This is a genomic window from Kitasatospora sp. NPDC048365 (genome assembly GCF_043200835.1).
GTDB classification, from domain to species: Bacteria; Actinomycetota; Actinomycetes; order Streptomycetales; family Streptomycetaceae; genus Kitasatospora; species Kitasatospora terrestris.
The window spans coordinates 213,547-235,971 of sequence record NZ_JBICYJ010000008.1 but is presented as its reverse complement, the minus strand read 5'-3'; the positions used below and the strand labels follow the sequence as shown (position 1 = coordinate 235,971).

The window sequence follows — 22,425 nt, the reverse complement described above, 5'->3', positions numbered from 1 at the left end:
TCGTACGTGCTGCTTCCGGTACCTGACAACGGAGGAATGGGCGGATGGCGAGAACACGAGCCGGTGCTCGGCGTGACGCGGCCGACGAGGCGCTGATCCGGACGCTCTACGAGCAACACGGTGGTGCGCTGCTCGCGTACGCCATCCGGCTCACCGGCGACCGGGCGGCCGCCGAGGACGCGGTGCAGGAGACCCTGATCCGCGCCTGGCGCAACCCCGAGGCGCTGACCGAGGCCAAGGGCTCGGTGCGCGGCTGGCTGCTGACGGTGGAGCGCAACCTCATCACCGACCGCTTCCGGGCCAGGGCGGCCCGACCGGCCGAGGTGGCCGAGGTGTCGGAGGAGATCGCCACCGTCCCGGTGGAGCGCGACCACGCGGACGGCGTGGTGGAGGCGCTGGTGATGACGCAGGCGCTGGAGCAGCTCTCGCCGGAGCACCGCGAGGTACTGCGGTCGATCTACTTCCAGCGGCTGTCGGTCGCCGAGGCCGCCGCCCAGCTGGGCATACCGCCGGGCACGGTCAAGTCCCGGGTGCACTACGCGCTGCGGGCGCTGAAGACGTCGTACGCCGGTGGGACGGGCGGCCTGAAGGAGGTGGCGGTATGAGCACGGAGCAGCACGATCCGAGCGCGGGGCTGGTCGGCGCCTACGTCCTGGGCGTGCTGGAGCCGACGGAGGTGGCGGAGGTCGAGCGGCACCTGTCCGGCTGCGCGCCCTGCCGGCTGGAGGTGGCGGAGTTGCGCGAGCTGGAGGGCGCCCTGGGCGAGGTCCCGCCGGAGTTCCTGCTGGACGGGCCGCCGGAGGGCGGCGATCTGCTGCTGCAGCGCACGCTGCGGCAGGCCCGCCGCGAGCGGGGTTCGGAGCTGGTACGGCGCCGGGCGTGGCTCGGGGTCGGCGCGGTGGCCGCGGCCGCGGCGGTGCTGGCCGTAGGGCTGTCGCTGGGCCGCAGTACGGCGCCCGCGCCGCCGCCGGTCGCGGTCGGTCCCGCGCCCTCGGCGACCAGCGCGTCCCCGCCGCCGGCCGGGACCAGGACGGCGTCGGTGACCGACCCCTCCACCGGCGCCCGGATGACCCTGACGCTCACTCCGGCGATGGGCTGGGTACGGGTGAACGCGGCGGTGACCGGCATTGCGGCGGGCGAGCGCTGCCACCTGGTGGTCAACGGCCGCAGCGGTGCGAAGGCGGACGCGGGCAGCTGGCTGGTCTCGCCCGCGGGCGCGAGGACCGGCGCCACCCTGGACGGCTCCGCCCTCGTGGACCCGGGTGATGTCACCTCGGTGTCGGTGGTGAACGAGGCCGGGAAGACCTTCGTCACCGTCCCGGTGTAGCAGGCCGCAGGTCGTGGGGTGATCCGGGCCGCCACCGTCGGGTGGTGGCCCGGGTCCGCATATTTATCGCCCGACGTCGGATCTCACGGCAGCGAGTGACACGACCGAGGGGGCCCGTGGCCCTCGTCGGCCGGGCGGAGCGCCCGTCACCGCGCGGATCGCGTGCCGGGGCACCGCGACGCCACGGCGTCGCGGTGCCCCGGGCGTTGCCCTCGGCGCGGGTCAGCGGCTGGGCTCCTGCATGGTGACGCAGTGGGCGCCACCGCCGCCGTTGCCGTAGAGGTTGTCGAGGTTGAGCTGGACACAGGGCCGGCCGAAGGCTGCCTCGATGGCCGACTTGGCCGCCGCGTCCTTGGCGGTGTCACCGAACTGCACCGTGATGACGGCGCGGTTGGTGACGGCCCAGTTCATGTACGAGCTGAGGAACTGTGCCTGCTTGCCCTGCGAGATCCGCGGCAGGGTGTCGGGGCCCTCGATGGCGATGACCTGCAGCGCCCGGCCCTTGGCGTCGGTGGCGTTCACCAGCACGTCGTGGATGGCCTGGGCGTTGGTGGTCCAGACGTCAGGCCGGACGGCGCCGGCCAGCTGCACCATCACCACGCCCGGCCGGACGAAGCGGGCGGTGCCGTCGATGTGGCCGTCGGTGACGTCCTGTCCGGTGACGCCGGGCAGCCAGATCATCTTCGAGGCGCCGAAACGGGCCAGCAGCTCCGCCTCGATCTGGGCCTTCGTCTTGCCCGGGTTGCGGTTGCTGTTCACCCAGCAGCTCTCGGTCGCCATCAGGGTGCCGTCGCCGTCGCACTCCACGCCGCCGCCCTCGCCGACCACCGATGCCTTGGCGAACGGGACGGCCGCGTAGGCGGCGACCTTCTGGGCGACCGTGCGGTCCTTGTCGTAGGCGGAGTAGGGGAGCCCGTAGAAGGTGGTGGCGTTCTCGCCCCAGGCGTTGAAGTTGAGGCCGAAGGCGTCCAGGCCGCCCGCGCCGTCGGTCCGGAAGAGCGGGCCGGTGTCGCGCATCCAGCAGTCCGACACCGGGATCGAGCTGATCACCGTGACGGTGGACCCGCACGCGCTGCGGGCCTGCGAGGCGGCCGAGGAGCCGTCCGCGCACATGATCACCGGTTCGTACTTGGCGATCTCCTTGGCCAGCTTGGCGATGTCGGCCTGGATCTTCGTCAGGACGTTGCCCCAGATCGTGTAGCTGGACGGCCAGGCCATCCAGGTCCGGGTGTGCAGCGTCTCCTCCCCGGGGACGCGCCAGCCGGTGGCGGCCCGGGCCGGCCGGATGCCGCCGAGGACCGGGCCCACGGCCAGGGCGGCGGCGACCGCACCGGTCCGGGCCAGCAGGGTCCTGCGGCTGATCCCCGTGGTGACGTCGTGCTCCGTGCTCATGTGCAGCTCCTTCTCGTGGATCGTCGGGGTTCGTGCGGGGGTGGGACGGGCGTACGGGATCAGTGGAGTTCCGTCAGCAGTCCCTCTTCCCGGACCAGTTCGCGCTCGGCCGCCAGGTCGAGGCTCCGGGCGAAGGCCCAGTAGACGGCGCCGGCCACCGGCAGGCCGACGAAGATCGAGTAGTCGACGCCGCCGAGGAGGTCCGCGACGGGTCCGACGAAGAGCCCGGTGATCACCATGAACGGCGCCATGCAGGCCAGGCCGATCGCGTACGCGAGGTTCCCGCGCCAGCCCCACCGGCCGTAGATGCCGGACGGGTTGAAGATCTCCCGGACGACGTACTGGCCGCGCCGGACGAAGAAGAAGTCGACCAGGTTGATGGCCGTCCACGGGATGAACAGGTACGTCAGCACGACCACGACGTTGGCGAAGAACCAGTTGAAGCGGTCGATCCCGACGAGGGTGGAGACCGTGCCGACCGCGACCAGCATGACGGCGATGGTCGCCACCCGGATGGTCCGGGTCGGGGTGACCGGCCGGAACGAGTCCATGATCGAGATCATGGTGAGACTGCCGCCGTACTGGTTGATCGCCATGATGGAGAGCAGCCCGACCAGCAGCACCACGACCGCGACCGTGCCGAACCCGCTGAACAGCCGGTCGGCGGCCAGCTTCAGTGCGGAGACCGGGTCGGTGCCGGCGGGCGCGGCGGCGGAGACCACGGCGCCGAGGACGAACACCCAGATCCCGGAGACGGCGCTCGGCAGGTACGTCCACCAGAAGGTGCTGCGGACGGAGACGTCGGGCCGCAGGTAGCGCGAGTAGTCGGAGACGTACGGTGCCCAGCCCAGCTGGAAGCCGGCGACGAAGACGAACACCAGCATGAACGGGGCGAGTTCGAACGGCCCGGCCTGCCACACGCCGGCCGGCAGGCCCCCGCCGAACAGGGCCGCCGCGGTGACCGCCGCGGTGACCGCGACGAACGGCCAGGTGAGCCACCGGTTGAGCCGGTGGATCCAGTCGTAGCCGAACAGGGCGATCACCGCCGCGACCAGGGCGGCGATCAGGTACCCGGCCCAGTTGGGGACACCGGCGAGGGTGTTCATGGCCTGCCCGGAGAGCAGGGCGTCGGAGGTGTTGAAGGCCACGTAGTTGACCAGCGCGAACACCCACACCGTCACGGCGGCCCCGAGGTAGCCGAACTGCGGCCGTGACTGGACCAGTTGGGGAAGACCAAGCTGCGGTCCCTGGGCCGAGTGGAAGGCCATGAAGAAGGTGCCGAAGAGGGAGCCGAGGACGGTCGCGACCACGGTCCACAGCAGCGAGGCCCCCATCGAGAGCGTCACCACCCCGGTGGCGAGTCCGGTGAGGTTCAGGCTGCCGACGAACCAGATGGCGCCCATGCTCGACGGCTTGCCGTGGCGCTCCTCCAGCGGCACCCAGTCGATCGAGTGCTGTTCGATGCCCACGGGTCGTGCGGAGTCCTCTGCCTGCGAGGCGACTGCCACCATGCGGCCCTCCTGAGTTGCCGGGCGTGCGTGTGCCGCCCCTTGATTGCGTGTCTGGTCGCTCAGAGCTGGCCGAGCTGCGCCGACCCTAGGGACTGACTTAAAAGTCAGTCAAGATCTCCGACAGAGGAACAATCTTGACCAGGAGGGATGGGAGGTTAGACGCGTGAATCCTGATGAAATATTCAGCCTGAGGCTTGTCGGCGCAGGTGGGATGGGGCAGGATCTGCGCGTCGGCCGGAGCCGCGGCGGCTCACCAGGTCGGGTGGGAGCTCACACCGCCGTCCACGACCAGGTCGTGGCCGGTGATCCAGGAGGCGAACGGGGAAGCGAGGAAGAGGCAGGCGTCCGCGACGTCCCGGGGCGTGCCGAGCCGGCCCAGCGGTGCGGCGGCCTGCCAGCGACGGACGCCCTCCGGCCAGGCCTCGGCGAGGTCCTGACGGGAGATCAGTCCCGGGGAGACGGTGTTGATCCGCAGGCCCTTCGGGCCCAGCTCCAGGGCAGCCGAACGGGCGAACATGATCAGGGCAGCCTTGGCCGCGCAGTAGTGGGCATGACCGGCCGCGGGCTGGCTGCCCTCGATCGAGGCGATGTGGACGACGGACGCCCCGGGCAGCATCACCCGGGCCGCCGCCGCGGTGCACCGGACGGCGGCACCCAGATCGGTGTCCAGCACGGCGCGCCAGTCCCCGTCGGTCAACTCCGCCAGCGGCTTCACGGGTTGGATGCCCGCGGCGTTGACCAGGACGTCCAGTCGGCCCCGCCAGGCGATCGCCGCGCCCACCACCCGGTCCCCGGCGGACGGGTCGGACAGGTCCGCCGCGACCGGCAGCGCGGCCCCGCCCGCTGCCGCGATCCGGGCCGCCGCCGCATCGGTGGCGGCGGTGCTGCTGCGGGCGTGGAGCACGACCTCGGCACCCGCGGCGGCGAAGCGCTCGGCCACGGCCGCACCGATACCGCCGCCGGAGCCGAGGACCAGGGCCACCTTGCCCGCGATCCCGGGGAAGACCGGCCCGCCGACGTCACCCATCGACACCCCCGTCGGCCGGGCCGACCGGCATCGTCGTGGGCGCGTCCGGACGGCACAACGCCCGTACGAGCGGCGCATGCCGGGGATAGCGGAGAGCCAACTCCTCCGCACGGCCGCCCTGGTAGAAGGCCGGAGTGAACCCGGGGGCCATGCTGGTGCCGAACAGCGACCAGGTGCCGCCCGGGGCGACCCTGGCGCCCATCCACGTCCCGGCCGGCACGACCAGCTGCACGGCGGGGGCCTCCGCCGGGCCGCCCAGGACCACGCACCGGCCCGCACCGTCCGGGCCGAGCAGGAGGACCTCCAGCGGGTCGCCGCGGTAGAAGTGCCACACCTCGTCGACGGGGAGCCGGTGCATGGCGGAGAAGTCGCCGGGTGCGGAGGTGAGAAGCGCCAGGATCACCGAACCGGCCGGTCGCCCGTCCGCGTCCGCCGGGCCCGCCCAGGTGCGGCGGAACCGGCCGCCCTCCACCGGCAGCGGTACCAGGCCGTACGCGGCGGCGATCCGGTCCGCGGGGGACGGCTCGGCCGCCGAGCCGGCCCGGGAGCTCCTCACGCCCTCGGCCCTCCGTTCCCGCGCCGCCCTGCCACAGCGGACGCTACGCGGCGCCGAGCCCGGCGCCCGGCACCGCGCGGCGCCGCCGGGCCACGATCACCCGGATGGCGCCGACGCGGCGAGGCCTGCCTGGGGCGGAGCGGGGCGAGTACGGGGAGTCGGACTTCCCGTCGCTGAAGGGTTGATCACCCGCTCGGGCCGCCACCGCGCGTCCGCCGGATCAACGTGCGCTGTCGTCCGACCGGTTCCGGCCGGGGCGCTGGCCCGCGAGGAGCAGGAGCAGCCCCACCAGCATGAACCCGCTGCCGGTCATGGTCGCCCACTCCCGGCTGCTGGTGCCGACCGCCAGCAGGAAGACCACCTGCCAGCTCAGCGCGAACGCCACCACCAACTGGCCCCATCCGTAGAGGCGGGGTCGTCGGACGTGGCGACGATAGGAGGGCAGCAGCCAGCCGCGGCTGAGCGCCGCGATGCCGGAGGCGGCGGTGAGCAGGGCGACGATGGCCAGGGGTACGGCGAGGTAGAGCTTCACGGTCTCACTCCTGTGCGCCGGACCCGCGCCGGGCGCGAGCGTGATCATTCCACCCGTCGCGCGGAGGTCTGCGGCGGCCCCCGGGTTCGCGCCGCGCGGGCCGGCATCCCGAGGGGTGCCGGCCCGCGTCGGTGGACGCTCGGGGTGGGTCACTCCTTGACGGCGCCGCCGGTGAGGCCGCGGACGAAGAAGCGCTGGAGGAGGACGAAGCCGAGGACGACGGGGATCGCGGCGAGCACGGAGCCGGCCATCAGCAGGTCCCAGCGGGGGTTGAACTGGTTCTGGAAGCGGGCGAGGCCGACGGGGAGGGTGCGCAGGAGTTCGTTGTTGGTGACCAGGGAGGGCCAGGCGAACTCGCCCCAGGTCCACATGAACTTGAGCACGGCGACGGTGCCGAGCGCGGCCCAGGAGTTCGGCAGCAGGATGCTGACCAGGGTGCGCAGCCGTCCGGCGCCGTCGATCGAGGCGGCCTCGTCCAGCTGCACGGGGAGGGTGACGAAGTGCTGGCGGAGCAGGAAGATGCCGGTCGGGCTGGCCAGGAAGGGGATGATCAGGGCCCAGTAGGTGTCGACCCAGCCGAGGTCGCGCATGGTCAGGTAGAGCGGGACCAGGATGACCTGGGTGGGGATCATCAGGGTGGCCAGGATCAGGGTGAACACGGCCTTCTGGCCCCGGAACCGGACCCGGCTGAGCCCGTACGCGGCGAGCGTGTCGAAGACCAGGTTGCCCGCCACCACGGCACCGGACACCAGCACCGAGTTGAGGAACCATTGGCCGAACGGGAAGCGGGTGGTGACCTCCCGGTAGGCGTCCACGGTCAGGCTGGAGGGAATCAGCTCGTGTCCGGTGCCGAGCAGCTGGTCCATGGTCTGGAAGGAGGTCAGCACCATCCACAGGACGGGGAGTCCGGCGAAGACGGAGACCGCGGTCAGCCAGGCGGCGGAGCCGAACCGGCCGGCGGGGCGCTTCATGACTCCTCCTTGGAGGTGAGACGCATGCGGATCAGGGTGACGATCAGCAGGATGGCGAACAGCACCACCGAGGCGGCGGCGGCCACGCCGACGTCGGACAGCAGCTTGGTGTAGATGAAGGTGACCACGGTGAGGGTGGCGTTGCCCGGCCCGCCCTCGGTCATCACCCAGACCTGGTCGAAGACCTTGAAGGAGTTGAACAGCAGGAGCAGGAAGACGGCGGCGGAGGCCGGGCGGAGCATCGGCAGTGTGATCGAACGGAACTGCCGCCAGGGGCCGGCCCGGTCGATGGTGGCCGCCTCGTAGATCTCGTCGGGGATGCGCTGGAGCCCGCCGAGCAGGATCAGCGCGTAGATGCCGAACTCTTTCCAGATCGACACCACGGCGACCGCGGGCAGTGCAAGGTGATTGTCGAAGAGCCACCGGGCACCGTCCGAACCGACCAGTGCGGCGAGGGAGTTGACCAGGCCGTGGTCGGGCTCGTAGAGCCACTTCCAGACCAGGCCGGCGACCACCATCGGGATGACGGCCGGGAGCACGGTGATGGTGCGCACCAGGCGGGCGGAGCGCATCTCGCGGTTGGCGGCGATCGCGGTGGCGAGGGCCAGGACGTAGGTGCCCGCCATGGTGACCGCGGTGAAGACCGCAGTGTTCCACAGGCTCTCGCGGAAGGCGCCGGTGCCCAGGATGGTGGTGTAGTTCTCGGCGCCGACGAAGGTGCGCGGGCCCAGTAGGTTCCAGTGGTCGGTGCTCAGCAGCATCGCCTGGACCATCGGGTAGAAGGTGAACGCCAGGATCACCAGCAGGGCGGGGGCGACGGTCAGCCAGCCGGCCAGCGCCCCGGTGGGACGGCGGCGGCGGCGCCGCCCGGCGGCGCGCGAGGTGTGCGCGCCGCCGGAGCGGGTGGCCCCGGGCTTCGGCTGAAGCTCGGTCATGGTGGTCATGGGTTCGCTTACTTCTCGTTGGACAGGGCCTGGCCGACGGTGTCGTCGATGGTCTTGAGCGCCTTGTCGACCGGCATCTGGCCGTTGACGCCGGCCACGATGTTGGCCTTCTGGGCGTCCCAGCGGGTCTGGAAGGCATGCCGGTCCTGGAGCACCAGGTCGGGGGTGTTCCGGCCGAGCTGCTCGAAGATGGCGTTCCAGTTGGGGTCGGAGCTCAGCCAGGCGTTGACCTTGGACTGGATCTCGGGGGCGACCTTGTCGCGCTGGTACGGGAAGATGGCGTGGAACTGCATGTAGTCGGCGCTGCGCTCGGGGGAGGCCAGCCACTTCATGAAGGTGCCGGCCGCGTTGAGGTTCTTGCCGTCGGCGCGGGCGACCAGGCTGTGGCCGCCGACCATCGAGCAGCCGCTCTTGGGGCCGGTGGGCATCGGGGCGACGGCCCACTTGTCCTTGGTCTTCTCGTTGCCGGCCTGGACGTTGGCGATGACCGACTGGAAGAACGGGAACATCGCGACGTCGCCGCTGATGAAGCCGTTCAGTGCGCTGGTGCCGGTGGGGGAGATCTTGTCGGTGTAGAAGGACTTCATGTACTCCATGGCGGTCTTGCCGGCCTCGGAGTTCAGGGTGGAGGTCTTGAAGTCCGCGGAGGTGAGGGAGCCGCCGGCCTGGCAGAGGAAGCTCTCCCAGGTGGAGTTGATGGCGTTGAGGTGGTCGTCCATGCCCTTGAACTGCCAGCCGCTGACCTTCTTGCCGGCCGCGGCCGACTTGGTGGTGATGCCGGCCGCCATCGACTTGAGCTCGTCCCAGGTCTTCGGCGGGGCGGTGTACCCGTACTGCTGGAGGATGTCGGTGCGGTAGAGCATCACGTCGACGTCGAAGTACAGCGGGACGCCGTACATCTTGCCGTTGTACTCGTCGATCTTGGCGAGCGGCAGGAAGTTCTCGGTGTCCTTGGCGGTGTAGCCGAGCTTGTCGAGCGGGGCCAGCGCGCCGGCCTTGAGGTAGTCGAGCTCCAGGCCGTTGTTCATCAGCCAGACGTCGGGGCCGTTGCCGGCGGCGATCGCCTGCTTGATCTTGTCGCGGCCGTCCTTCCACTCGAGCTGGGTGAACTCGACGGTGACCTTGGTCTGCGAGGCGTTGAAATCGTCGACGAGCTGCTTGACCTTGGTGTCCTGCCCGATCCAGAACGGCATGGACCAGAACTTGACGGTCGTGCGCCCGCCGGCCTCGGAGGAGCCACCCGAGCCCGAGGAGGCGCAGGAGGAGGCCGCGGCCACGAAGGCGGAGGCCAGGGCGGCGGCGGCGAGGCGGCGGCGGAGGGAAGCCATGGTGCGACTCCTAGACGGACTGTGGGGCGGGAGCCGGCTTGGTGGCGCGGGGCTCCCGGGAATGCCGTAAAGGTATGCGATATACGATCTGCCTCGCCAGGGGTGTTACCGGATCGTTTCCCGGGGTTGGCGGGCGGGTTGAACGCAGGCGTCCCGCAGGGGGTGAAGAGGGCTCAGCCTAGGACGAAACGGACGGGTGCGAAACGACGGAATCCCGGCGCGGTCGGGATTCCGACAGCCCGGGACCGGCGGGGGAGGGTCAGCCGAGCAGGCCCCGGCGGGCCGCCTGGAGGCCGGCCTGGAAGCGGGTACGGGCGCCGAGCGAGTCCATCAGCCGCCGCATCCGGCGCTCCACGGTGCGCTGGTTCACCCCGAGCCGGCGCGCGATGATCTCGTCCGTCCAGCCGGCCGCCGCGAAGCCCAGCAGCTGGACGTCCTCCTCGCTCAGCTCGTTCGACGCCTTCCCGGGCGACCACAGCGGCATCGCCCGCTGCCAGACCGCCTCGAACAGCGCCACCAGCCCGTCCAGCAGCGGGGAGCTGCGCAGCACCAGGGTCTGCCGCTCCTCCTCCAGGACGAACGGCACCAAGGCGGTCGAGCGGTCCACGATCATCATCTTCAGCGGCAGGTCGTCGACCACCCGGCCCTGCTCGCCGTGCCGGCTCAGCCGCCGGGCGGTGGCCAGCTCCTCCGGCCCGGCCAGCGCCTCCCGGTGATAGACCGTCCGGTACGACACCCCCCGCGCCATCAGCTCCAGCTGCACCTCGACCTGGGTGCCGATCCCCTCCAGCACGTACGGCGGCCGGTCGAAGATCAGCACCTCGCGCTGGGTGGTCTGCTGGGTCTGCAGGAAGTGCCGCACATTGGCCGCGCCGCCCTGGATGACCTGGACCGGCTGGTCCCGGTCGGCGGTGGCGGCCTGCCAGACGGCGGTCAGCTCGCCGGCCGCCAGCCGGGCCTGCTCGACCTTCTGGTGGAGGTTCAGCGCCAGCACCTCGATCGCCAGCTCCGGCGACGCGGCCCGGAACCGGACCGGGCGGGTCGGCGAACGGGTGATCAGGCCGAGCTCCTCCAGGGCGCGGAGTTGGCGGCGCAGCCCGGACGGCTCCCGGCCGGTCGCGGCGGAGAGCTCGGCGAGCGACTGCTCGGGGCGCCCGAGCAGCACCCGGTACAGCGCCTCCTCCGGCTCCGACACGCCCAGCGCCTGCAGCACCCGTCGCCACCTCGATCCTGTCGCACCGGCGGTCGGTGCCCGTGGCTCATCGTAGATCCGCCCGCCCCGGACGGCCGGGGCGGGCGGAGCGTCGAGCGGGGGTCGGTCGGGCGCGGGTCAGGGGGTGCGGACCCAGAACTCGATCGACAGCGGCGGGACGGTCACGGTGATCACCGGTCCGGTCCGCCGGCTGAGGGTCTGGTTGTTGGTGGTCGGCCCGAAGCGGTGGCCCTCGAAGGCGGACGCGGTCTGGGTGTCCACCGTGTAGGTGAACGGGGCGCTGGACGAGCGGTTGGTGACGGCGAAGACCTGCTTGCCCGAGGGAGTCTTCCAGGCCATGATCCGATGGTCGTTGTACGGCGTGCCGTCGCTGTGGACGGGCTCCTCGACGTGGTGGCGGACCGAGTCCCACGGCATGTACTGGACGAAGCCGGCGACCGCGTTCCAGTTCTCCGGGTTGAAGTCCCAGTGCCCGGTCTGGATGCTCGGGTAGTGACCGGAGCTGAAGTCGGTGTCGGACGGCGGGCGCCAGAAGCCGAGCGAGTAGCCCTTGGACTCGGAGTTGGTGGTCGGCTTCAGGGCGTGCAGCCAGAACCAGGTGGGCGCGTTCTGGAAGACCATCCAGTTCATGATCGAGTGCGCGGTGTTGATCGTCCGGTTGAACGAGCTGGTCGGGTGCAGGTACTCGAACTCGTTGTTGAACACCGGCTTCCCGGCCGCGCCCGAGGTGTAGTCGCCGCTGATCTGCTCGTCGGCGTAGGTGCCGACCCGGTGGTAGGTCCAGGCGTCGACGTAGGAGAGCGCCTGCGGGTCGGCCGCGACGAGCTTGCCGCGGTCGCCGCTCCAGCCGCCGCGGCTGTCCGCGTGGATCAGGACGTTCGGGTACTTGGCCTTGATCTTCGGTGTCACTGCCTTGAACGCCGCCAGGTAGTCGGCGGGCTCGTAGAAGCAGGAGGAGTACGCGGGCAGTGCGTCCGGCTCGTTCTGCAGGCCCCACATCGAGATCGGGACGCCACGGGCGGCCAGGTAGTCGAGGTCCTGCACCATGGCATCGCCGACCTGGTCGAGGAAGGCGGGGTCGAAGGAGGCCAGGGTGCCCTTGATGTAGGAGCTGTTGGACTTCCAGCCGGGCGCGGGCGACCAGTACTCGGCGGCCACGCCCTCGATGCCGGCCTGCTGGATCATCTCGGCGAGCAGGGCGGTCTGGCCCTCGTAGCGGTCGATGATGTGCTTGTTGGTCGGGTCCAGGCCTCGGTGGTAGAGGCCGAGGGCGAGCCGGCAGTAGCGGAAGCCGCGGTCGGAGCGGTTGGCCTTGAGGATCTGCTGGTAGAAGCGGGTGCGCTCGCTCGGGGTCAGGTCGAACGGGACGCCGCTCACTTCGGTCGGCATGCCGTTGTTGCCGGAGTTGATCGAGTCGGACTGGATCTCGAAGCCGAGGCCGAGGATGGTCTGCCGGGCGCCGTTGTCGTACCGGATGGTGTAGCTCGCCGAGTCGAGCCCAACGGCGCGGGCCGGAGACCGGCCGATCAGCGGGCCGGTGGCCAGTGCGGCGGCGCCGATCGCGGCGCCGCGGAGCAGGGACCTGCGGCCGAGGGGGTGCTGTCCGGCGTGGGACATGGGGGTCTCCCTGGGTGGGGGAAGGGATGGAGAGGGCGTCAGAGTATGCGATATACGATGTTTCGCGCGAGGGTTTGGACGGACCGATCTCCCGCATCCCGAGGGCTGTCGGAATACCGGCAGAGTCGGGATTCCGTCTGTCCGCCACCCCGGTGGGGCGCTTAGCCTGCCTGGACGTCGGGACCGTGAACCGGGTGTCGACAGCACGGACGGAGGAACGAGCATGCTGGCACCCTTCGGGATCTCCGAGAGCGACGAACAGCTCTACCGCGAGGTCCTCGGGCGGTCCGCGCCGACGCTGGCCGAACTCGCCGAGGCCACCGGCCGGGAGGCCCTGACGGTGCGCCGCCGCCTGCGGGTGCTGGAGAACTGCGGGCTGGTCGTCCGGGTCGCCACCCGGCCGGTGTCCTTCCGGTCCGCCTCGCCGGAGCTCGCGGTCGGGGTGCTGGCCCGCCGGCGCCACCAGGAGATCGAGCAGGCCCGCGCCGCCTCCGCCGAGCTGTCGCGGCTCTGGCAGGGCGCGGTGCAGGCCCGCGAAGCGCCCGTCCAGGTGGTGCACGGTCGGGAGGCCGGGGTCCGGCGCTTCCTGCAGACCCAACTGGCGGCCCGCGCCGAGGTGCTGACCTTCGACCGGCCGCCGTACGTGGAGGAGGGGGTGCTGCCCCAGCTGGACGCCCAGCTGGAGGCGATGGCCCGGGGCGTGCGCTACCGCACCGTCTACGACAAGCAGTCGTTGGCCGGGCCGGGCCAGATCGAGCGTGCCTGGCAGCTCTCGCAACACGGCGAGCAGGCGCGGGTCCTGGACGGGGTGCCGCTGAAGATGCTGATCGTCGACGGCGCCGCCGGACTGGTGCCGTCCGGGCCGCTGGAGTCCCGGCAGACCCTGGTGCTCCAGGAGTCGCCGCTGCTGACCGGGCTCGGCGCGATGTTCGAGTGCCTGTGGGAGCGCGCCACCCCGTTGTGGACGGCGCGCGGCGCCGGGGCCGGTGCGGGTGTGGGTGCCGTGGTCGTCGGGACGGCCGCTGCCGGGGCCGACGCCACCGGCGAGCGGCTGCTGGGGTACGCGGCGGCCGGCTACACCGACGCGGCGATCGCCCGGCGTACCGGGATGAGCAAGCGGACGGTGGAACGGCGGATGCGCCGGCTGATGGAGTCGCTCGGCGCGCAGACCCGCTTCCAGGCGGGACTGCAGGCGGCCCGGCGGGGGCTGTTGGGCTGATCCCGCCGGGCCGTCGGGCGCCGGGTCAGGGCGGACCGGCGCCGATCGAGGGGCCCTGACCTCGGGTCAGGACCGGGTGCGCGACGCGGGCCCGCGGCCCGTCAGCCGCTGCGGGGTGAGCAGTTCGGCGAGCAGCTCGGCCGGCATCAGGCCCTGCTCCAGGACCAGTTCGGCCACCCCGCGGCGGCCGGCGAGCGCCTGCTGCGCGATCGCGGTGGCCCGCTCGTACCCCAGGTGAGGGTTGAGCGCGGTCGCCAGCCCGATCGACTGCGCCACCTGGGCCGCCAGGTGCTCGCGGTTGGCGGTGATGCCCGCCACGCAGCGCTCGGCCAGGGTCAGGCAGCCGGCCCGCAGGTGGGTGATGCTCTTCAGCAGGCTGTGCGCGATGAGCGGTTCGAAGGCGTTCAGCTGCAGCTGCCCGGCCTCGGCGGCCATGGTCACGGTCAGGTCGTTGCCGATCACCTCGTAGGCGATCTGGTTGACCACCTCCGGGACCACCGGGTTGACCTTGCCCGGCATGATGCTCGAACCGGCCTGCACGGCGGGCAGGTTGATCTCTCCGAGGCCGGCCCTCGGGCCGGAGGAGAGCAGCCGCAGGTCGTTGCAGACCTTGGAGAGCTTGACCGCGGTCCGCTTGAGCACGCCCGACAGCTGGACGAAGGCGCCGGCGTCCTGGGTGGCCTCCACCAGGTCGGCGGCCAGCTCCACCGGGCGGCCGGTGAGGCGGCGCAGGTGGGCGCAGGCCGCCCGCGGGTAGTCCGGGTGAGCGTTGAGGCCGGTGCCGATCGCGGTGCCGCCGAGGTTCACCTCGTGGATCAGCGCGCACGCCTCCGAGAGCCGCCGCCGGTCCTCCTCCAGCATCACCGCGTAGGTGGCGAACTCCTGCCCGAGGGTCATCGGCACCGCGTCCTGCAGCTGGGTGCGGCCGATCTTCAGGACGTCAGAGAACTCCTCCGCCTTGGCCGCGAAGGCGTCCCGCAGCACCGCCATGGCGGCCAGCAACTCCTGGGCCGCGGCGTCGAGGGCGAGCTTCACGGCGGTCGGGTAGACGTCGTTGGTGCTCTGCCCGGCGTTGACGTCCTCCAGCGGATGCAGGTGCCGGTACGCGCCGCGCGGGTGGCCCAGCAGCTCCAGGGCCCGGTTGGCGATCACCTCGTTGGCGTTCATGTTGCTGGAGGTGCCGGCCCCGCCCTGCACCACGTCCACCACGAACTGCTCGTGCAGGGCGCCCGCGCGGATCTCCGCGCAGGCCATGACGATCGCCCCGGCACGCTCGTCGTCCAGCAGGCCGAGGTCGCGGTTGGCCCGTGCCGCGGCCTCCTTGACGGTGGCCAGCGCCACCACCAGCTCCGGGTGGGCGGCCAGCGACGTCCCGGTGATCGGGAAGTTCTCCACCGCCCGCAGGGTGTGCACACCGTAGTAGGCGTCGGAGGGGACCTCTCGGTCGCCCAGCAGGTCGTGCTCGGTGCGGGTGGTGGCGGTAGCGGGGGCGGCGTTCGGCCGGGTGGTCATCGGGCGGGCTCCATCTCGGTGGGTGCGGCGGCGCAGCCGCGGTCGGGTCCGGAGTTCGCGGTCCCGTCCTCGCCGGTCGGGTCGTCGCCGGTCGGGTCGTCGCCGGTCGGGTCGTCGCCGGTCGGGTCGTCGCCGGTCGGTTCGTCGCCGGTCGGGTCGTCGGCGGGCTCGGGCAGGGCCAGGACGTGGCGCAGGTAGGCGCGTCGCTGCTCGGTGTCGGGGGTGGCGAGCAGCGCGGACAGGACGGCGATCCGGGCCTGCCCGGCGCGCAGCACACCCGTGGGCACAGCACCGGCGGCGACCAGGTCGACCGCCCCGCCGTGGGTGTACAGCTCGGCGACCGGACCGCCCGCCACCCGGGTGGTGAGCGCCACCAGCACGCCTCGCGCGGTGGCCTCGGCCACGGCCCGGACGAAGTCGGGAGTGGCGTTCCCGGCCCCGGTGGCGACCAGCACGACGCCCTCCGCCCCGGCCGCGAGGGCGGCTCGGAACAGCACCGGGTCGGCGTCGCAGTGGTGGGTGACGACGTCGACCCGGGGCGGGGTGCGGGGTTCGCGGGGCAGCGGCAGGGCGTCCGGCCGGGCCGGGCGGCGGGTCAGCGCGACCCGGGCGTAGCCGACCTCGCCGATCGGGCCGGTGGGGGAGGCGAAGGCGTCGAGGTCGAGGGTGTGGCTCTTCACGGTGCCCCGGGCGGGATGGATCCGGCCGTCGAACACCACGACGGTGCCGACCTCGGTGAGGGTGGCGGCGGCCAGCAGCGCGTCGCGCAGGTTCCCCGGGCCGTCGCCGTCCTCGGCGTCGAAGGGCAGTTGGGCGCCGGTGAAGACGACCGGCCGGTGGTCGGCGTGGTGCAGGTCGACCAGGAAGGCCGACTCCTCCAGGGTGTCGGTGCCGTGGCTGACCACGACGCCCGCCACCTCGGGGCGGGCCAGCTCGCACTGGACGGCGCGCAGCAGGGCGAGCTGGTGCGTCGTGGTCAGCCGGGCGCTGTTGAGGGTGAGCAGGTCGACCACCCGGACGTGCACGCCGGACGGGACGGGCGTACCCGCCAGCACCGAGCCGCCGGGCGTGTCGGCGGCCCAGCCGGCGCCGTGCCGGCTGCTGGCGATGGTGCCGCCGGTGGTGATGAGGCTGACCTGGGTCACGGTGGGGCGCTCCGTTCGCGTTCGGAGGAGGGGGCGGCGCAAGATTATGGGGATCGGTGCGCAACGCGATCGCGAAAATCTCTGCTCGTCGGTGCGGGTGTGGTGGAATATCGCGCCATGGACGAGATCGATCTGCACATCTTGCGCGAGCTCCAGGCGGACGGCCGGCTGAGCAACCAGGAACTGGCCCAGCGGGTGGGGTTGACGGCCTCCCCCTGCATGCGCCGGGTCCGGCAGTTGGAGCAGGACGGCGTGATCGTCGGCTACCGGGCGATCGTCGACCCGGAGGCGGTCGGCCGGGGGTTCGAGGTGCTGGTGTCGATCGAGGTGCGCCGCGAGCGCGAGGTGGTGGAGGCGTTCGAGGCGGCGCTCCAGGACATCCCGGACGTGATCGAGGCGTACCGGCTCTTCGGCAGCCCCGGCTGCCTGCTGCGGATCGCGGTCGCGGACCTGCAGGCGTACGAGCGCCTGTGGATCGAGCGGCTCACCTCGCTGTCCGGGGTGACCGAGGTCAACTCCCAGATCATCATGAAGCGGATCAAGGAGTCGTCCGGCCTGCCGGTGGGCCGCCGGCCGCGCCGCTCCGAGTGAGCCGCGCGGCCGGGGCGGTTCATCGGGCGGGGCGGACCATGACGATCGACTCCAGCGTGTCGGTGCTGTTCCAGAGCAGCTCGATCCGGGTGCCGGTGTCCGGCACCTTGACGCTGCTGAATGGGATCGCCGGATCCCAGTAGGCGGCGTTGTGGTCGTCGAAGACCGGCACGCCGGGCTCGCCCGGAAGCGTGGTGAGCACATCCGCCCGGTGCAGGCTCAGCCCGTCGGTGGCCTCGAATCCGAAGGTCGAGTCGTAGCCCTGCAGGCGCGGGCGCATCGCGGTGCCGCCGGTCCAGCGCAGCGGCGCGGGATGGGCGTCCACCGGCAGCACCAGGCCCTGCCCGGGGTGGTTCGCCACGTTGTTGTCGGCCTGGGAGGTGTCCCAGAGCCAGATCAGCAGGCCGTTCTGGTTGCGGTAGTGCTCCACCCACAGCGGGCGCACCGTGGAGGAGAAGTAGTACGGGCCGGTCGCCAGCATCCGGTCGTAGGACACGTACTGGCGGTTCTCCACCAGGTAGTACTGGGCGTAGTCCTTGGTGAAGTGCCCGGTGGTGCGGCTGAAGCCCTTGGCGGTCCAGCCGTTGTCGTCGGACTCGGCCCCGTCGGTGAACAGGGTGCGGCCGTCGGCGGTGACCGCCAGGTCGTCCAGGGCCAGGCCCTTGAGGTGGACGCTGCCGTCGGTGGTGACCCGGAACCGGACCCGCACCTTCTGCCCGGCGTACGCGTCCAGCGGGTACGCCAGGTCGCCCCAGCGTCCGGCCGAGTCGCCGGTCAGGGCGGGCGTCCCGCTGTCGTTGGCGGGGATCGGCACGCCGTCGAAGGTCCCGGTCAGGACGGCCCAGGTGGCGCCGCCGTCGGCGGACACCTCGGCGTAGCCGTAGTCGAAGTCCTTCTCCAGCTCGTACCAGCCCTTGGCGGTCAGCACGGCGCTCTTCGCGCCGGTCAGGTCGACCTCGCGGGAGAGCGAGACGTTGAGGCCGTCGGCACTGCCGCTCCACCACTCGTTGCCGCCCGCGTACGGGGTGTTGATGTCGGTGGTGACGGTCTTCTTCGGCAGCTCGACCACCACCGCCTGCGGCAGCTTGGTGTTGTACTCGACCGGGCCGGTGCGGTGCACCGAGACCTTCCCGGCGCTCGCCCGGTCGTAGGTCAGCCAGCCCAGTTGCAGCTTCGACCAGACGTCGAGGTCGGCCGGCTTGTCGCCGATCTCGTCCCTGCCCTCGCCGAGCCAGGAGCCGGACGACATCAGCGACCAGTAGCCGACCGAGTTGTCGATGCCCTGGCCGGAGGTGTCGTACAGGTCCGGCAGGCCGAGGTCGTGGCCGAACTCGTGGGCGAAGACGCCCAGTCCGCCGTTCTCCGGCTGCATGGTGTAGTCGCCGACCCACAGGCCGGTGTCGCCGACCGGGGTGCCGCCCAGCCTGTTGCCCTCCGGGCCGGTCTTGCCGGCCGCCGAGCCGTACACGTAGCCGCGGTGCGCCCAGAGCGCGTCGGTGCCCTGGACGCCGCCGCCGGCCGACTGGTCCTCGCCCGCGTGCACGATCTGGAAGTGGTCGAGGTAGCCGTCCGGCTCGTCGAAGTCGCCGGCCCCGTCGAAGTCGTAGCGGTCCCAGCGGTCGAACTGCGCGAGGTCGGCGCGGATCTGCTCGGCGGTGCGGCCCTTGGCCTTCTGGTCGGCGACCCAGGCGTCGAGGCCGTCGCGGACCAGGTCCTGGCCGTTGCCGCACTGGATGTCGCCGCAGAAGTCGGCACCGTACCGGGCCTCGTTCCACGGCACCTTCACCCAGTCGGTGACCTGGCCGTCCACCGAGTAGCGGCCGGAGGACTGCTTCTCGTAGTAGGTGCGCAGCGAGTCGCCGGTGGTCGAGAAGTACAGGTCCTGGTAGTGCCGCTGATTGTAATCGGCCTGCCAGGCGGTGGAGTTGTCCTTGCTGCGGTCCGGCCGGGCGATCGCGTTGTGCGCCGGGCCGGGCGCGCCGCCGTACTTGACGCTGCCGTCGGGCAGCCTGGTGGCGGTGTCGACCCGGTCGCCGAACTCCACCAGCACCGTGAAGATCCGGTCGGTGCGCTCGCGGGCGAGCTCCACGTACTTCTCCGGGCCGAGCCGGACGCTGCTGCCGGCGCCGTGCTGCTCGACGACGGCGGTGCCGGCCATCAACTGCTCGGTGGCGGCCTTCTGTTCGGCCTCGACGCGGCCGGTCAGCGGTCCGGGCAGGTTGTGCTCGGCGCCGGCCGCGGCGGTGCGGTCGGCCGGGTCGGCGGCGGCACGATCGGCGGGGGCGGTGGGGGCGGCCTGCGCGGCCGCGGGCAGCAGGCAGGCCCCGCAGGCGGCGGCGACCGCGATCGCGGTCACGGCGGCGACCCTGGTGGATATCTTCAACGCGACGGTGTTCCTCTCCTGTCGGCGTGCCGGGGGACGGCAGACGCCGGGGACAGCGACGCTACGGCGGGCGCCGGGCCCGGGACGAGGCCCGCGGGGCGGTGCTTCCCGCCACTGTCGGCAACCCGTCAGGCCGCGTCCCGGCCCGCCGTCACCCGGCTGTCGGTTTCCCGTCAGGGGCGGTAAACCGCAGGTTCAGCTTGGGTGTTCCGCTTCTAGCCTTCTCGGCAACTTCCCGAACCCCCACGAGGAGGAAGCATGAAGCGGACCGCGATACTCGCCGGCGTGGTGCTGGCGGCGGTCACCGGAGTCGGGGCGGCGCCTGCCGCCACGGCTGCACCGGCGGAGTCGGAATCCGGCTACGTCGTCGTGTTGAAGGACGGTGCGCAGGTCGACCCCACGGCGGTTGCGCACGGTGTGAAGGGCCTGCGGTTGGGCTCGGTGTACCGGTCGGCGCTGACCGGTTTCTCGGCGAAGCTGACGCCGTCGGCGGTGGCGCAGCTGCGGGCCGACCCCGCGGTGAAGTACGTCGAGGCCTCGGCCACCGCGCACGCCGACGCCCAGGCCACCCCGAACGGGGTGAGCCGGATCTTCGCCCCGGCCAACGCGGGCCTGAAGGTCGGCGACGGCCTCGACCAGCGGGTCGACGTGGACGTGGCGGTGATCGACACCGGCACCGACCAGAACCACCCGGACCTGAACGTGGTCCACCGCGTCAACTGCTCGGGTGTGACGTCCTGTTACGACAACGCGGGCATCGACGACGACGGCCACGGCAGCAACGTCGGCGGCATCATCGGCGAGCTGGACAACGGCATCGGCTACGTCGGCGTCGCCCCCGGGGCGCGGCTGTGGTCGGTCAAGGTGCTGGACAAGAACGGCAGCGGCTCCACCGAGGAGATCGTCAACGGCATCGACTGGGTGACCGCGCACGCCGACGAGATCGAGGTGGCCAACCTGTCGCTCGGTTTCGACGGCGACGTCCAGGCCGTGAAGGACGCGGTCAACCGCGCCATCGCCAAGGGCATCGTGGTGGTCGTCTCGGCGGGCAACAGCCACAAGGACGTGGCGGGCCAGACCCCGGCGAACGTGCCGGACGCGATCACCGTCTCCTCCGTCAGTGACGGCGACGGCAAGGCGGGCGGGCTCGGCGACTTCGCCTGGTGCAACAAGAACAACACCAACAAGGACGACACCCTCTCCAACTACAGCAACTTCGGCCGGGGCGTGGACATCGCGGCCCCCGGCGACTGCATCCGCTCCGCGTACGACAACGGCGGCTACTCCAACTACTCCGGCACCTCGCAGGCCGCCCCGCACGTCGCCGGAGCCGCCGCGTGGCTGACCCGGGGCGGCAACCGCCCGCACGACCGGGCCGGGGTGCTCGCCGTCCGGGACAGGCTGGTGGCGGCCGGAAACTCCAACTGGACCGACACCTCCGGTGACGGCGTGAAGGAGCCGCTGCTGGACCTGCACGACCCGGCGGTCTTCCCGGCCGGCGGCGCCGGCGGCCCCGACGCCACCTTCGTCCGCTCCTGCGACAGCGCCACCCGGGCCTGCGGCTTCGACGCCTCGCTGTCCAGCGGTACCGGCCTCAGCTACCGCTGGGACTTCGGCGACGGCACCACCGGCACCGGCGCCACCCCGACCCACACCTACGCCGCCTACGGCACCTACACCCCGGTGCTGACCGTCACCGACAGCAGCGGCCGCACCAGCGGCAACCGGGTCACCTTCCGCCTGCTGGAGCCCGGCCACAACGACAGGCCGGTGGCCTCGCTGAGCGGCTTCTGCACGGTCAACGGCAACTGCTCGCTGGACGCCTCCAAGTCCTTCGACCCGGACGGCACCGTCGCCTCGTACAGCTGGAACTTCGGTGACGGCACCACCGGCACCGGCGCCCAGGTGAGCCACACCTTCCCCAACACCGTCTCCGGCAAGTACACCGCGACCGTCACTGTCACCGACAACCAGGGCGGCACCGGCAGCGGCTCGCTGTCCGTCACCTGCACCAAGTACCCCTACTACATGCTCTGCTCGGCCGGCTGACGACCGGTACGTCCCCAACACCCCCGCCCGGCTCGACCTCCCCCTGAGCCGGGCGGGGGTTCTTCGCGTCCGCCGACAGGGACCGTTCAGCCGAGGTGGCCGCGCAGGCCGGCCTGCAGGCCCGCCTGGAAGCGGGTCCGGGCGCCGAGGGAGTCCATCAGCCGGCGCATCCGCCGCTCCACCGTCCGCTTGTTGACGCCCAGCTTCCCGGCGATCAGCTCGTCGGTGTACCCGGCGGCGGCGAAGCCGAGCAGTTGCAGGTCCTCCTCGCTCAGGCCGTCGGACGGCGGCCCGGCCGACCACAGGGGTGCACCCGCCTCCCACTGCGCCTCGAAGAGCGCCAGCAGCCCGGCCAGCAGCGGCGAGTCGCGCAGCACCACGGTCTGCGGCTCCTCGCCGAGGACGAAGGGCACCAGCGCGGTCCGCCGGTCGACGACCACCAGTTTCATCGGCAGCCCGTCCACCACCCGGGCCCGCTCGCCGCTGCGGCCGAGCCGGCGGGCGGTGGCGGGCTGGTCGGGCTCCTCCAGGGCGGCCCGGTCGTACACCGTGCGGTAGCCCACCCCTCGCGCCATCAGCTCCAGTTGGACCTCGGCCTGCTCACGGGTGCCGGCCTCGGCGACGTACGGCGGGCGGTCGAGGATCAGGACCTCCTCGACCGCGTCGAGCTGGGCGCGCAGCAGGCAACGCAGGTTGGCCTCGGCGCCCTGCACCACCTCCACCGGGGAGTCTCGGTCGGCGACGGCGGCGCGCCACAGCGCGGTCAGCTCCCCGGCGGCCAGCCGGGCCTGCTCGACCTGCTGGTGCAGGCTCAGCGCCAGGACCTCCAGGGCCGCGTCCGGCGGGGCGGGCCGGAAGCGGACCGGCCGGGTCGGGGTACGGGTCACCATGCCGCGGGACTCCAGGCCGCGCAGCAGCCGCCGCAGCCGGGTCGGCTCGGCGCCGGTGGCCTCGGCGAGTTCGGCGAGCGAGCGCCCGGGCCGACCCAGCAGGACGCGGTACAGCTCCTCCTCGGGCTCGGGGACGCCGAGGGCCTCCAGCATGGTCCAGCTCCTTCACGGTGGTCGGGCGGCGAGGTGCGCCGCCGCATCGTAGACCGCGGTCCGCA

Annotated in this window: 19 protein-coding genes; 5 read left to right on the top strand and 14 right to left on the bottom strand. The window is 72.1% G+C overall.

Annotated elements, in window-relative coordinates; translation table 11 throughout:
• Positions 1-44 precede the first annotated feature (44 nt).
• Positions 45-605 carry a sigma-70 family RNA polymerase sigma factor gene (locus ACGFX4_RS11170; protein ID WP_393071932.1) on the top strand — a complete coding sequence of 187 codons (561 nt, stop codon included), beginning with the start codon at positions 45-47 and terminating at the stop codon, positions 603-605.
• Positions 602-1,327 carry an anti-sigma factor family protein gene (locus ACGFX4_RS11165; protein ID WP_393071930.1) on the top strand — a complete coding sequence of 242 codons (726 nt, stop codon included), beginning with the start codon at positions 602-604 and terminating at the stop codon, positions 1,325-1,327. The genes ACGFX4_RS11170 and ACGFX4_RS11165 overlap by 4 nt, the downstream gene beginning before the upstream one ends.
• A gap of 222 nt (positions 1,328-1,549) precedes the next feature.
• Here ACGFX4_RS11165 and ACGFX4_RS11160 read toward each other — a convergent pair whose 3' ends face one another.
• The 10 genes from ACGFX4_RS11160 to ACGFX4_RS11115 all read right to left on the bottom strand — a co-directional run bounded on the left by ACGFX4_RS11160 (position 1,550) and on the right by ACGFX4_RS11115 (position 12,418).
• Positions 1,550-2,719 carry an agmatine/peptidylarginine deiminase gene (locus tag ACGFX4_RS11160; protein ID WP_393071928.1) on the bottom strand — a complete coding sequence of 390 codons (1,170 nt, stop codon included), beginning with the start codon at positions 2,717-2,719 and terminating at the stop codon, positions 1,550-1,552.
• Between the two features lie 59 nt (positions 2,720-2,778).
• Entirely contained in the window at positions 2,779-4,230 is a 1,452-nt protein-coding gene (locus ACGFX4_RS11155; protein ID WP_393071926.1) for a purine-cytosine permease family protein, read from the bottom strand.
• Positions 4,231-4,480: 250 nt separating this feature from the next.
• Positions 4,481-5,257: an SDR family NAD(P)-dependent oxidoreductase gene (locus ACGFX4_RS11150; protein WP_393071924.1), complete on the bottom strand. Its 777-nt coding sequence runs from the start codon at positions 5,255-5,257 to the stop codon at positions 4,481-4,483.
• Positions 5,250-5,813: a cupin domain-containing protein gene (locus ACGFX4_RS11145; RefSeq protein WP_393071922.1), complete on the bottom strand. Its 564-nt coding sequence runs from the start codon at positions 5,811-5,813 to the stop codon at positions 5,250-5,252. The genes ACGFX4_RS11150 and ACGFX4_RS11145 overlap by 8 nt, the downstream gene beginning before the upstream one ends.
• A gap of 220 nt (positions 5,814-6,033) precedes the next feature.
• Positions 6,034-6,345 (bottom strand): hypothetical protein, encoded by a 312-nt coding sequence (locus tag ACGFX4_RS11140; protein WP_393071920.1) that lies wholly within the window; start codon positions 6,343-6,345, stop codon positions 6,034-6,036.
• A gap of 149 nt (positions 6,346-6,494) precedes the next feature.
• Positions 6,495-7,316, bottom strand: coding sequence for a carbohydrate ABC transporter permease (locus ACGFX4_RS11135; RefSeq protein ID WP_393071918.1), 822 nt, complete (start codon positions 7,314-7,316; stop codon positions 6,495-6,497).
• Entirely contained in the window at positions 7,313-8,260 is a 948-nt protein-coding gene (locus tag ACGFX4_RS11130; RefSeq protein ID WP_393071916.1) for a carbohydrate ABC transporter permease, read from the bottom strand. Before ACGFX4_RS11130 ends, ACGFX4_RS11135 begins: the two co-directional genes overlap by 4 nt.
• Positions 8,261-8,268: 8 nt before the next feature.
• Positions 8,269-9,588 (bottom strand): ABC transporter substrate-binding protein, encoded by a 1,320-nt coding sequence (locus ACGFX4_RS11125; RefSeq protein WP_393071914.1) that lies wholly within the window; start codon positions 9,586-9,588, stop codon positions 8,269-8,271.
• Between the two features lie 259 nt (positions 9,589-9,847).
• Positions 9,848-10,801 carry a helix-turn-helix domain-containing protein gene (locus ACGFX4_RS11120; RefSeq protein WP_393071912.1) on the bottom strand — a complete coding sequence of 318 codons (954 nt, stop codon included), beginning with the start codon at positions 10,799-10,801 and terminating at the stop codon, positions 9,848-9,850.
• A gap of 117 nt (positions 10,802-10,918) precedes the next feature.
• Positions 10,919-12,418, bottom strand: a complete 1,500-nt coding sequence (locus ACGFX4_RS11115) for a hypothetical protein (RefSeq protein WP_393071910.1) — start codon at positions 12,416-12,418, stop codon at positions 10,919-10,921.
• 223 nt (positions 12,419-12,641) lie between these two features.
• On the opposite strand from ACGFX4_RS11115, the gene ACGFX4_RS11110 reads away from it, so the two are divergent.
• Complete coding sequence (locus ACGFX4_RS11110) at positions 12,642-13,637, top strand: helix-turn-helix domain-containing protein (RefSeq protein ID WP_393071908.1); 996 nt, start codon at positions 12,642-12,644, stop codon at positions 13,635-13,637.
• Positions 13,638-13,703: 66 nt separating this feature from the next.
• On the opposite strand, the gene ACGFX4_RS11105 is transcribed toward ACGFX4_RS11110, so the two are convergent.
• The gene (locus ACGFX4_RS11105) at positions 13,704-15,149 is read right to left on the bottom strand and encodes an aspartate ammonia-lyase (RefSeq protein ID WP_393071906.1); all 1,446 of its coding nucleotides are present in this window, start codon (positions 15,147-15,149) and stop codon (positions 13,704-13,706) included.
• Positions 15,146-16,294: an asparaginase gene (locus tag ACGFX4_RS11100; RefSeq protein ID WP_393071904.1), complete on the bottom strand. Its 1,149-nt coding sequence runs from the start codon at positions 16,292-16,294 to the stop codon at positions 15,146-15,148. Before ACGFX4_RS11100 ends, ACGFX4_RS11105 begins: the two co-directional genes overlap by 4 nt.
• A gap of 117 nt (positions 16,295-16,411) precedes the next feature.
• Here ACGFX4_RS11100 and ACGFX4_RS11095 point away from each other — a divergent pair, with 117 nt between their 5' ends.
• Positions 16,412-16,885: an Lrp/AsnC family transcriptional regulator gene (locus tag ACGFX4_RS11095; protein WP_393071902.1), complete on the top strand. Its 474-nt coding sequence runs from the start codon at positions 16,412-16,414 to the stop codon at positions 16,883-16,885.
• A 19-nt stretch (positions 16,886-16,904) separates the two neighbouring features.
• Here ACGFX4_RS11095 and ACGFX4_RS11090 read toward each other — a convergent pair whose 3' ends face one another.
• Positions 16,905-19,262, bottom strand: a complete 2,358-nt coding sequence (locus ACGFX4_RS11090; RefSeq protein ID WP_393071983.1) for an immune inhibitor A domain-containing protein — start codon at positions 19,260-19,262, stop codon at positions 16,905-16,907.
• A gap of 264 nt (positions 19,263-19,526) precedes the next feature.
• On the opposite strand from ACGFX4_RS11090, the gene ACGFX4_RS11085 reads away from it, so the two are divergent.
• Entirely contained in the window at positions 19,527-21,317 is a 1,791-nt protein-coding gene (locus tag ACGFX4_RS11085; protein WP_393071900.1) for a S8 family serine peptidase, read from the top strand.
• 86 nt (positions 21,318-21,403) lie between these two features.
• Here the strand turns inward: ACGFX4_RS11085 and ACGFX4_RS11080 are convergent, their stop codons facing one another.
• Positions 21,404-22,360 carry a helix-turn-helix domain-containing protein gene (locus ACGFX4_RS11080; RefSeq protein ID WP_393071898.1) on the bottom strand — a complete coding sequence of 319 codons (957 nt, stop codon included), beginning with the start codon at positions 22,358-22,360 and terminating at the stop codon, positions 21,404-21,406.
• Positions 22,361-22,425 lie beyond the last annotated feature (65 nt).

Excerpts from the sequence above, each read along its gene's own strand:
- ACGFX4_RS11160 (WP_393071928.1), bottom strand. The coding sequence starts at position 2,719 with ATGAGCACGGAGCACGACGTCACCACGGGGATCAGCCGCAGGACCCTG.
- ACGFX4_RS11115 (WP_393071910.1), bottom strand. The coding sequence starts at position 12,418 with ATGTCCCACGCCGGACAGCACCCCCTCGGCCGCAGGTCCCTGCTCCGC.
- ACGFX4_RS11170 (WP_393071932.1), top strand. The coding sequence starts at position 45 with ATGGCGAGAACACGAGCCGGTGCTCGGCGTGACGCGGCCGACGAGGCG.
- ACGFX4_RS11130 (WP_393071916.1), bottom strand. The coding sequence starts at position 8,260 with ATGACCACCATGACCGAGCTTCAGCCGAAGCCCGGGGCCACCCGCTCC.
- ACGFX4_RS11110 (WP_393071908.1), top strand. The coding sequence starts at position 12,642 with ATGCTGGCACCCTTCGGGATCTCCGAGAGCGACGAACAGCTCTACCGC.
- ACGFX4_RS11155 (WP_393071926.1), bottom strand. The coding sequence starts at position 4,230 with ATGGTGGCAGTCGCCTCGCAGGCAGAGGACTCCGCACGACCCGTGGGC.
- ACGFX4_RS11095 (WP_393071902.1), top strand. The coding sequence starts at position 16,412 with ATGGACGAGATCGATCTGCACATCTTGCGCGAGCTCCAGGCGGACGGC.
- ACGFX4_RS11085 (WP_393071900.1), top strand. The coding sequence starts at position 19,527 with ATGAAGCGGACCGCGATACTCGCCGGCGTGGTGCTGGCGGCGGTCACC.
- ACGFX4_RS11135 (WP_393071918.1), bottom strand. The coding sequence starts at position 7,316 with ATGAAGCGCCCCGCCGGCCGGTTCGGCTCCGCCGCCTGGCTGACCGCG.
- ACGFX4_RS11125 (WP_393071914.1), bottom strand. The coding sequence starts at position 9,588 with ATGGCTTCCCTCCGCCGCCGCCTCGCCGCCGCCGCCCTGGCCTCCGCC.
- ACGFX4_RS11080 (WP_393071898.1), bottom strand. The coding sequence starts at position 22,360 with ATGCTGGAGGCCCTCGGCGTCCCCGAGCCCGAGGAGGAGCTGTACCGC.
- ACGFX4_RS11105 (WP_393071906.1), bottom strand. The coding sequence starts at position 15,149 with ATGACCACCCGGCCGAACGCCGCCCCCGCTACCGCCACCACCCGCACC.
- ACGFX4_RS11150 (WP_393071924.1), bottom strand. The coding sequence starts at position 5,257 with ATGGGTGACGTCGGCGGGCCGGTCTTCCCCGGGATCGCGGGCAAGGTG.
- ACGFX4_RS11165 (WP_393071930.1), top strand. The coding sequence starts at position 602 with ATGAGCACGGAGCAGCACGATCCGAGCGCGGGGCTGGTCGGCGCCTAC.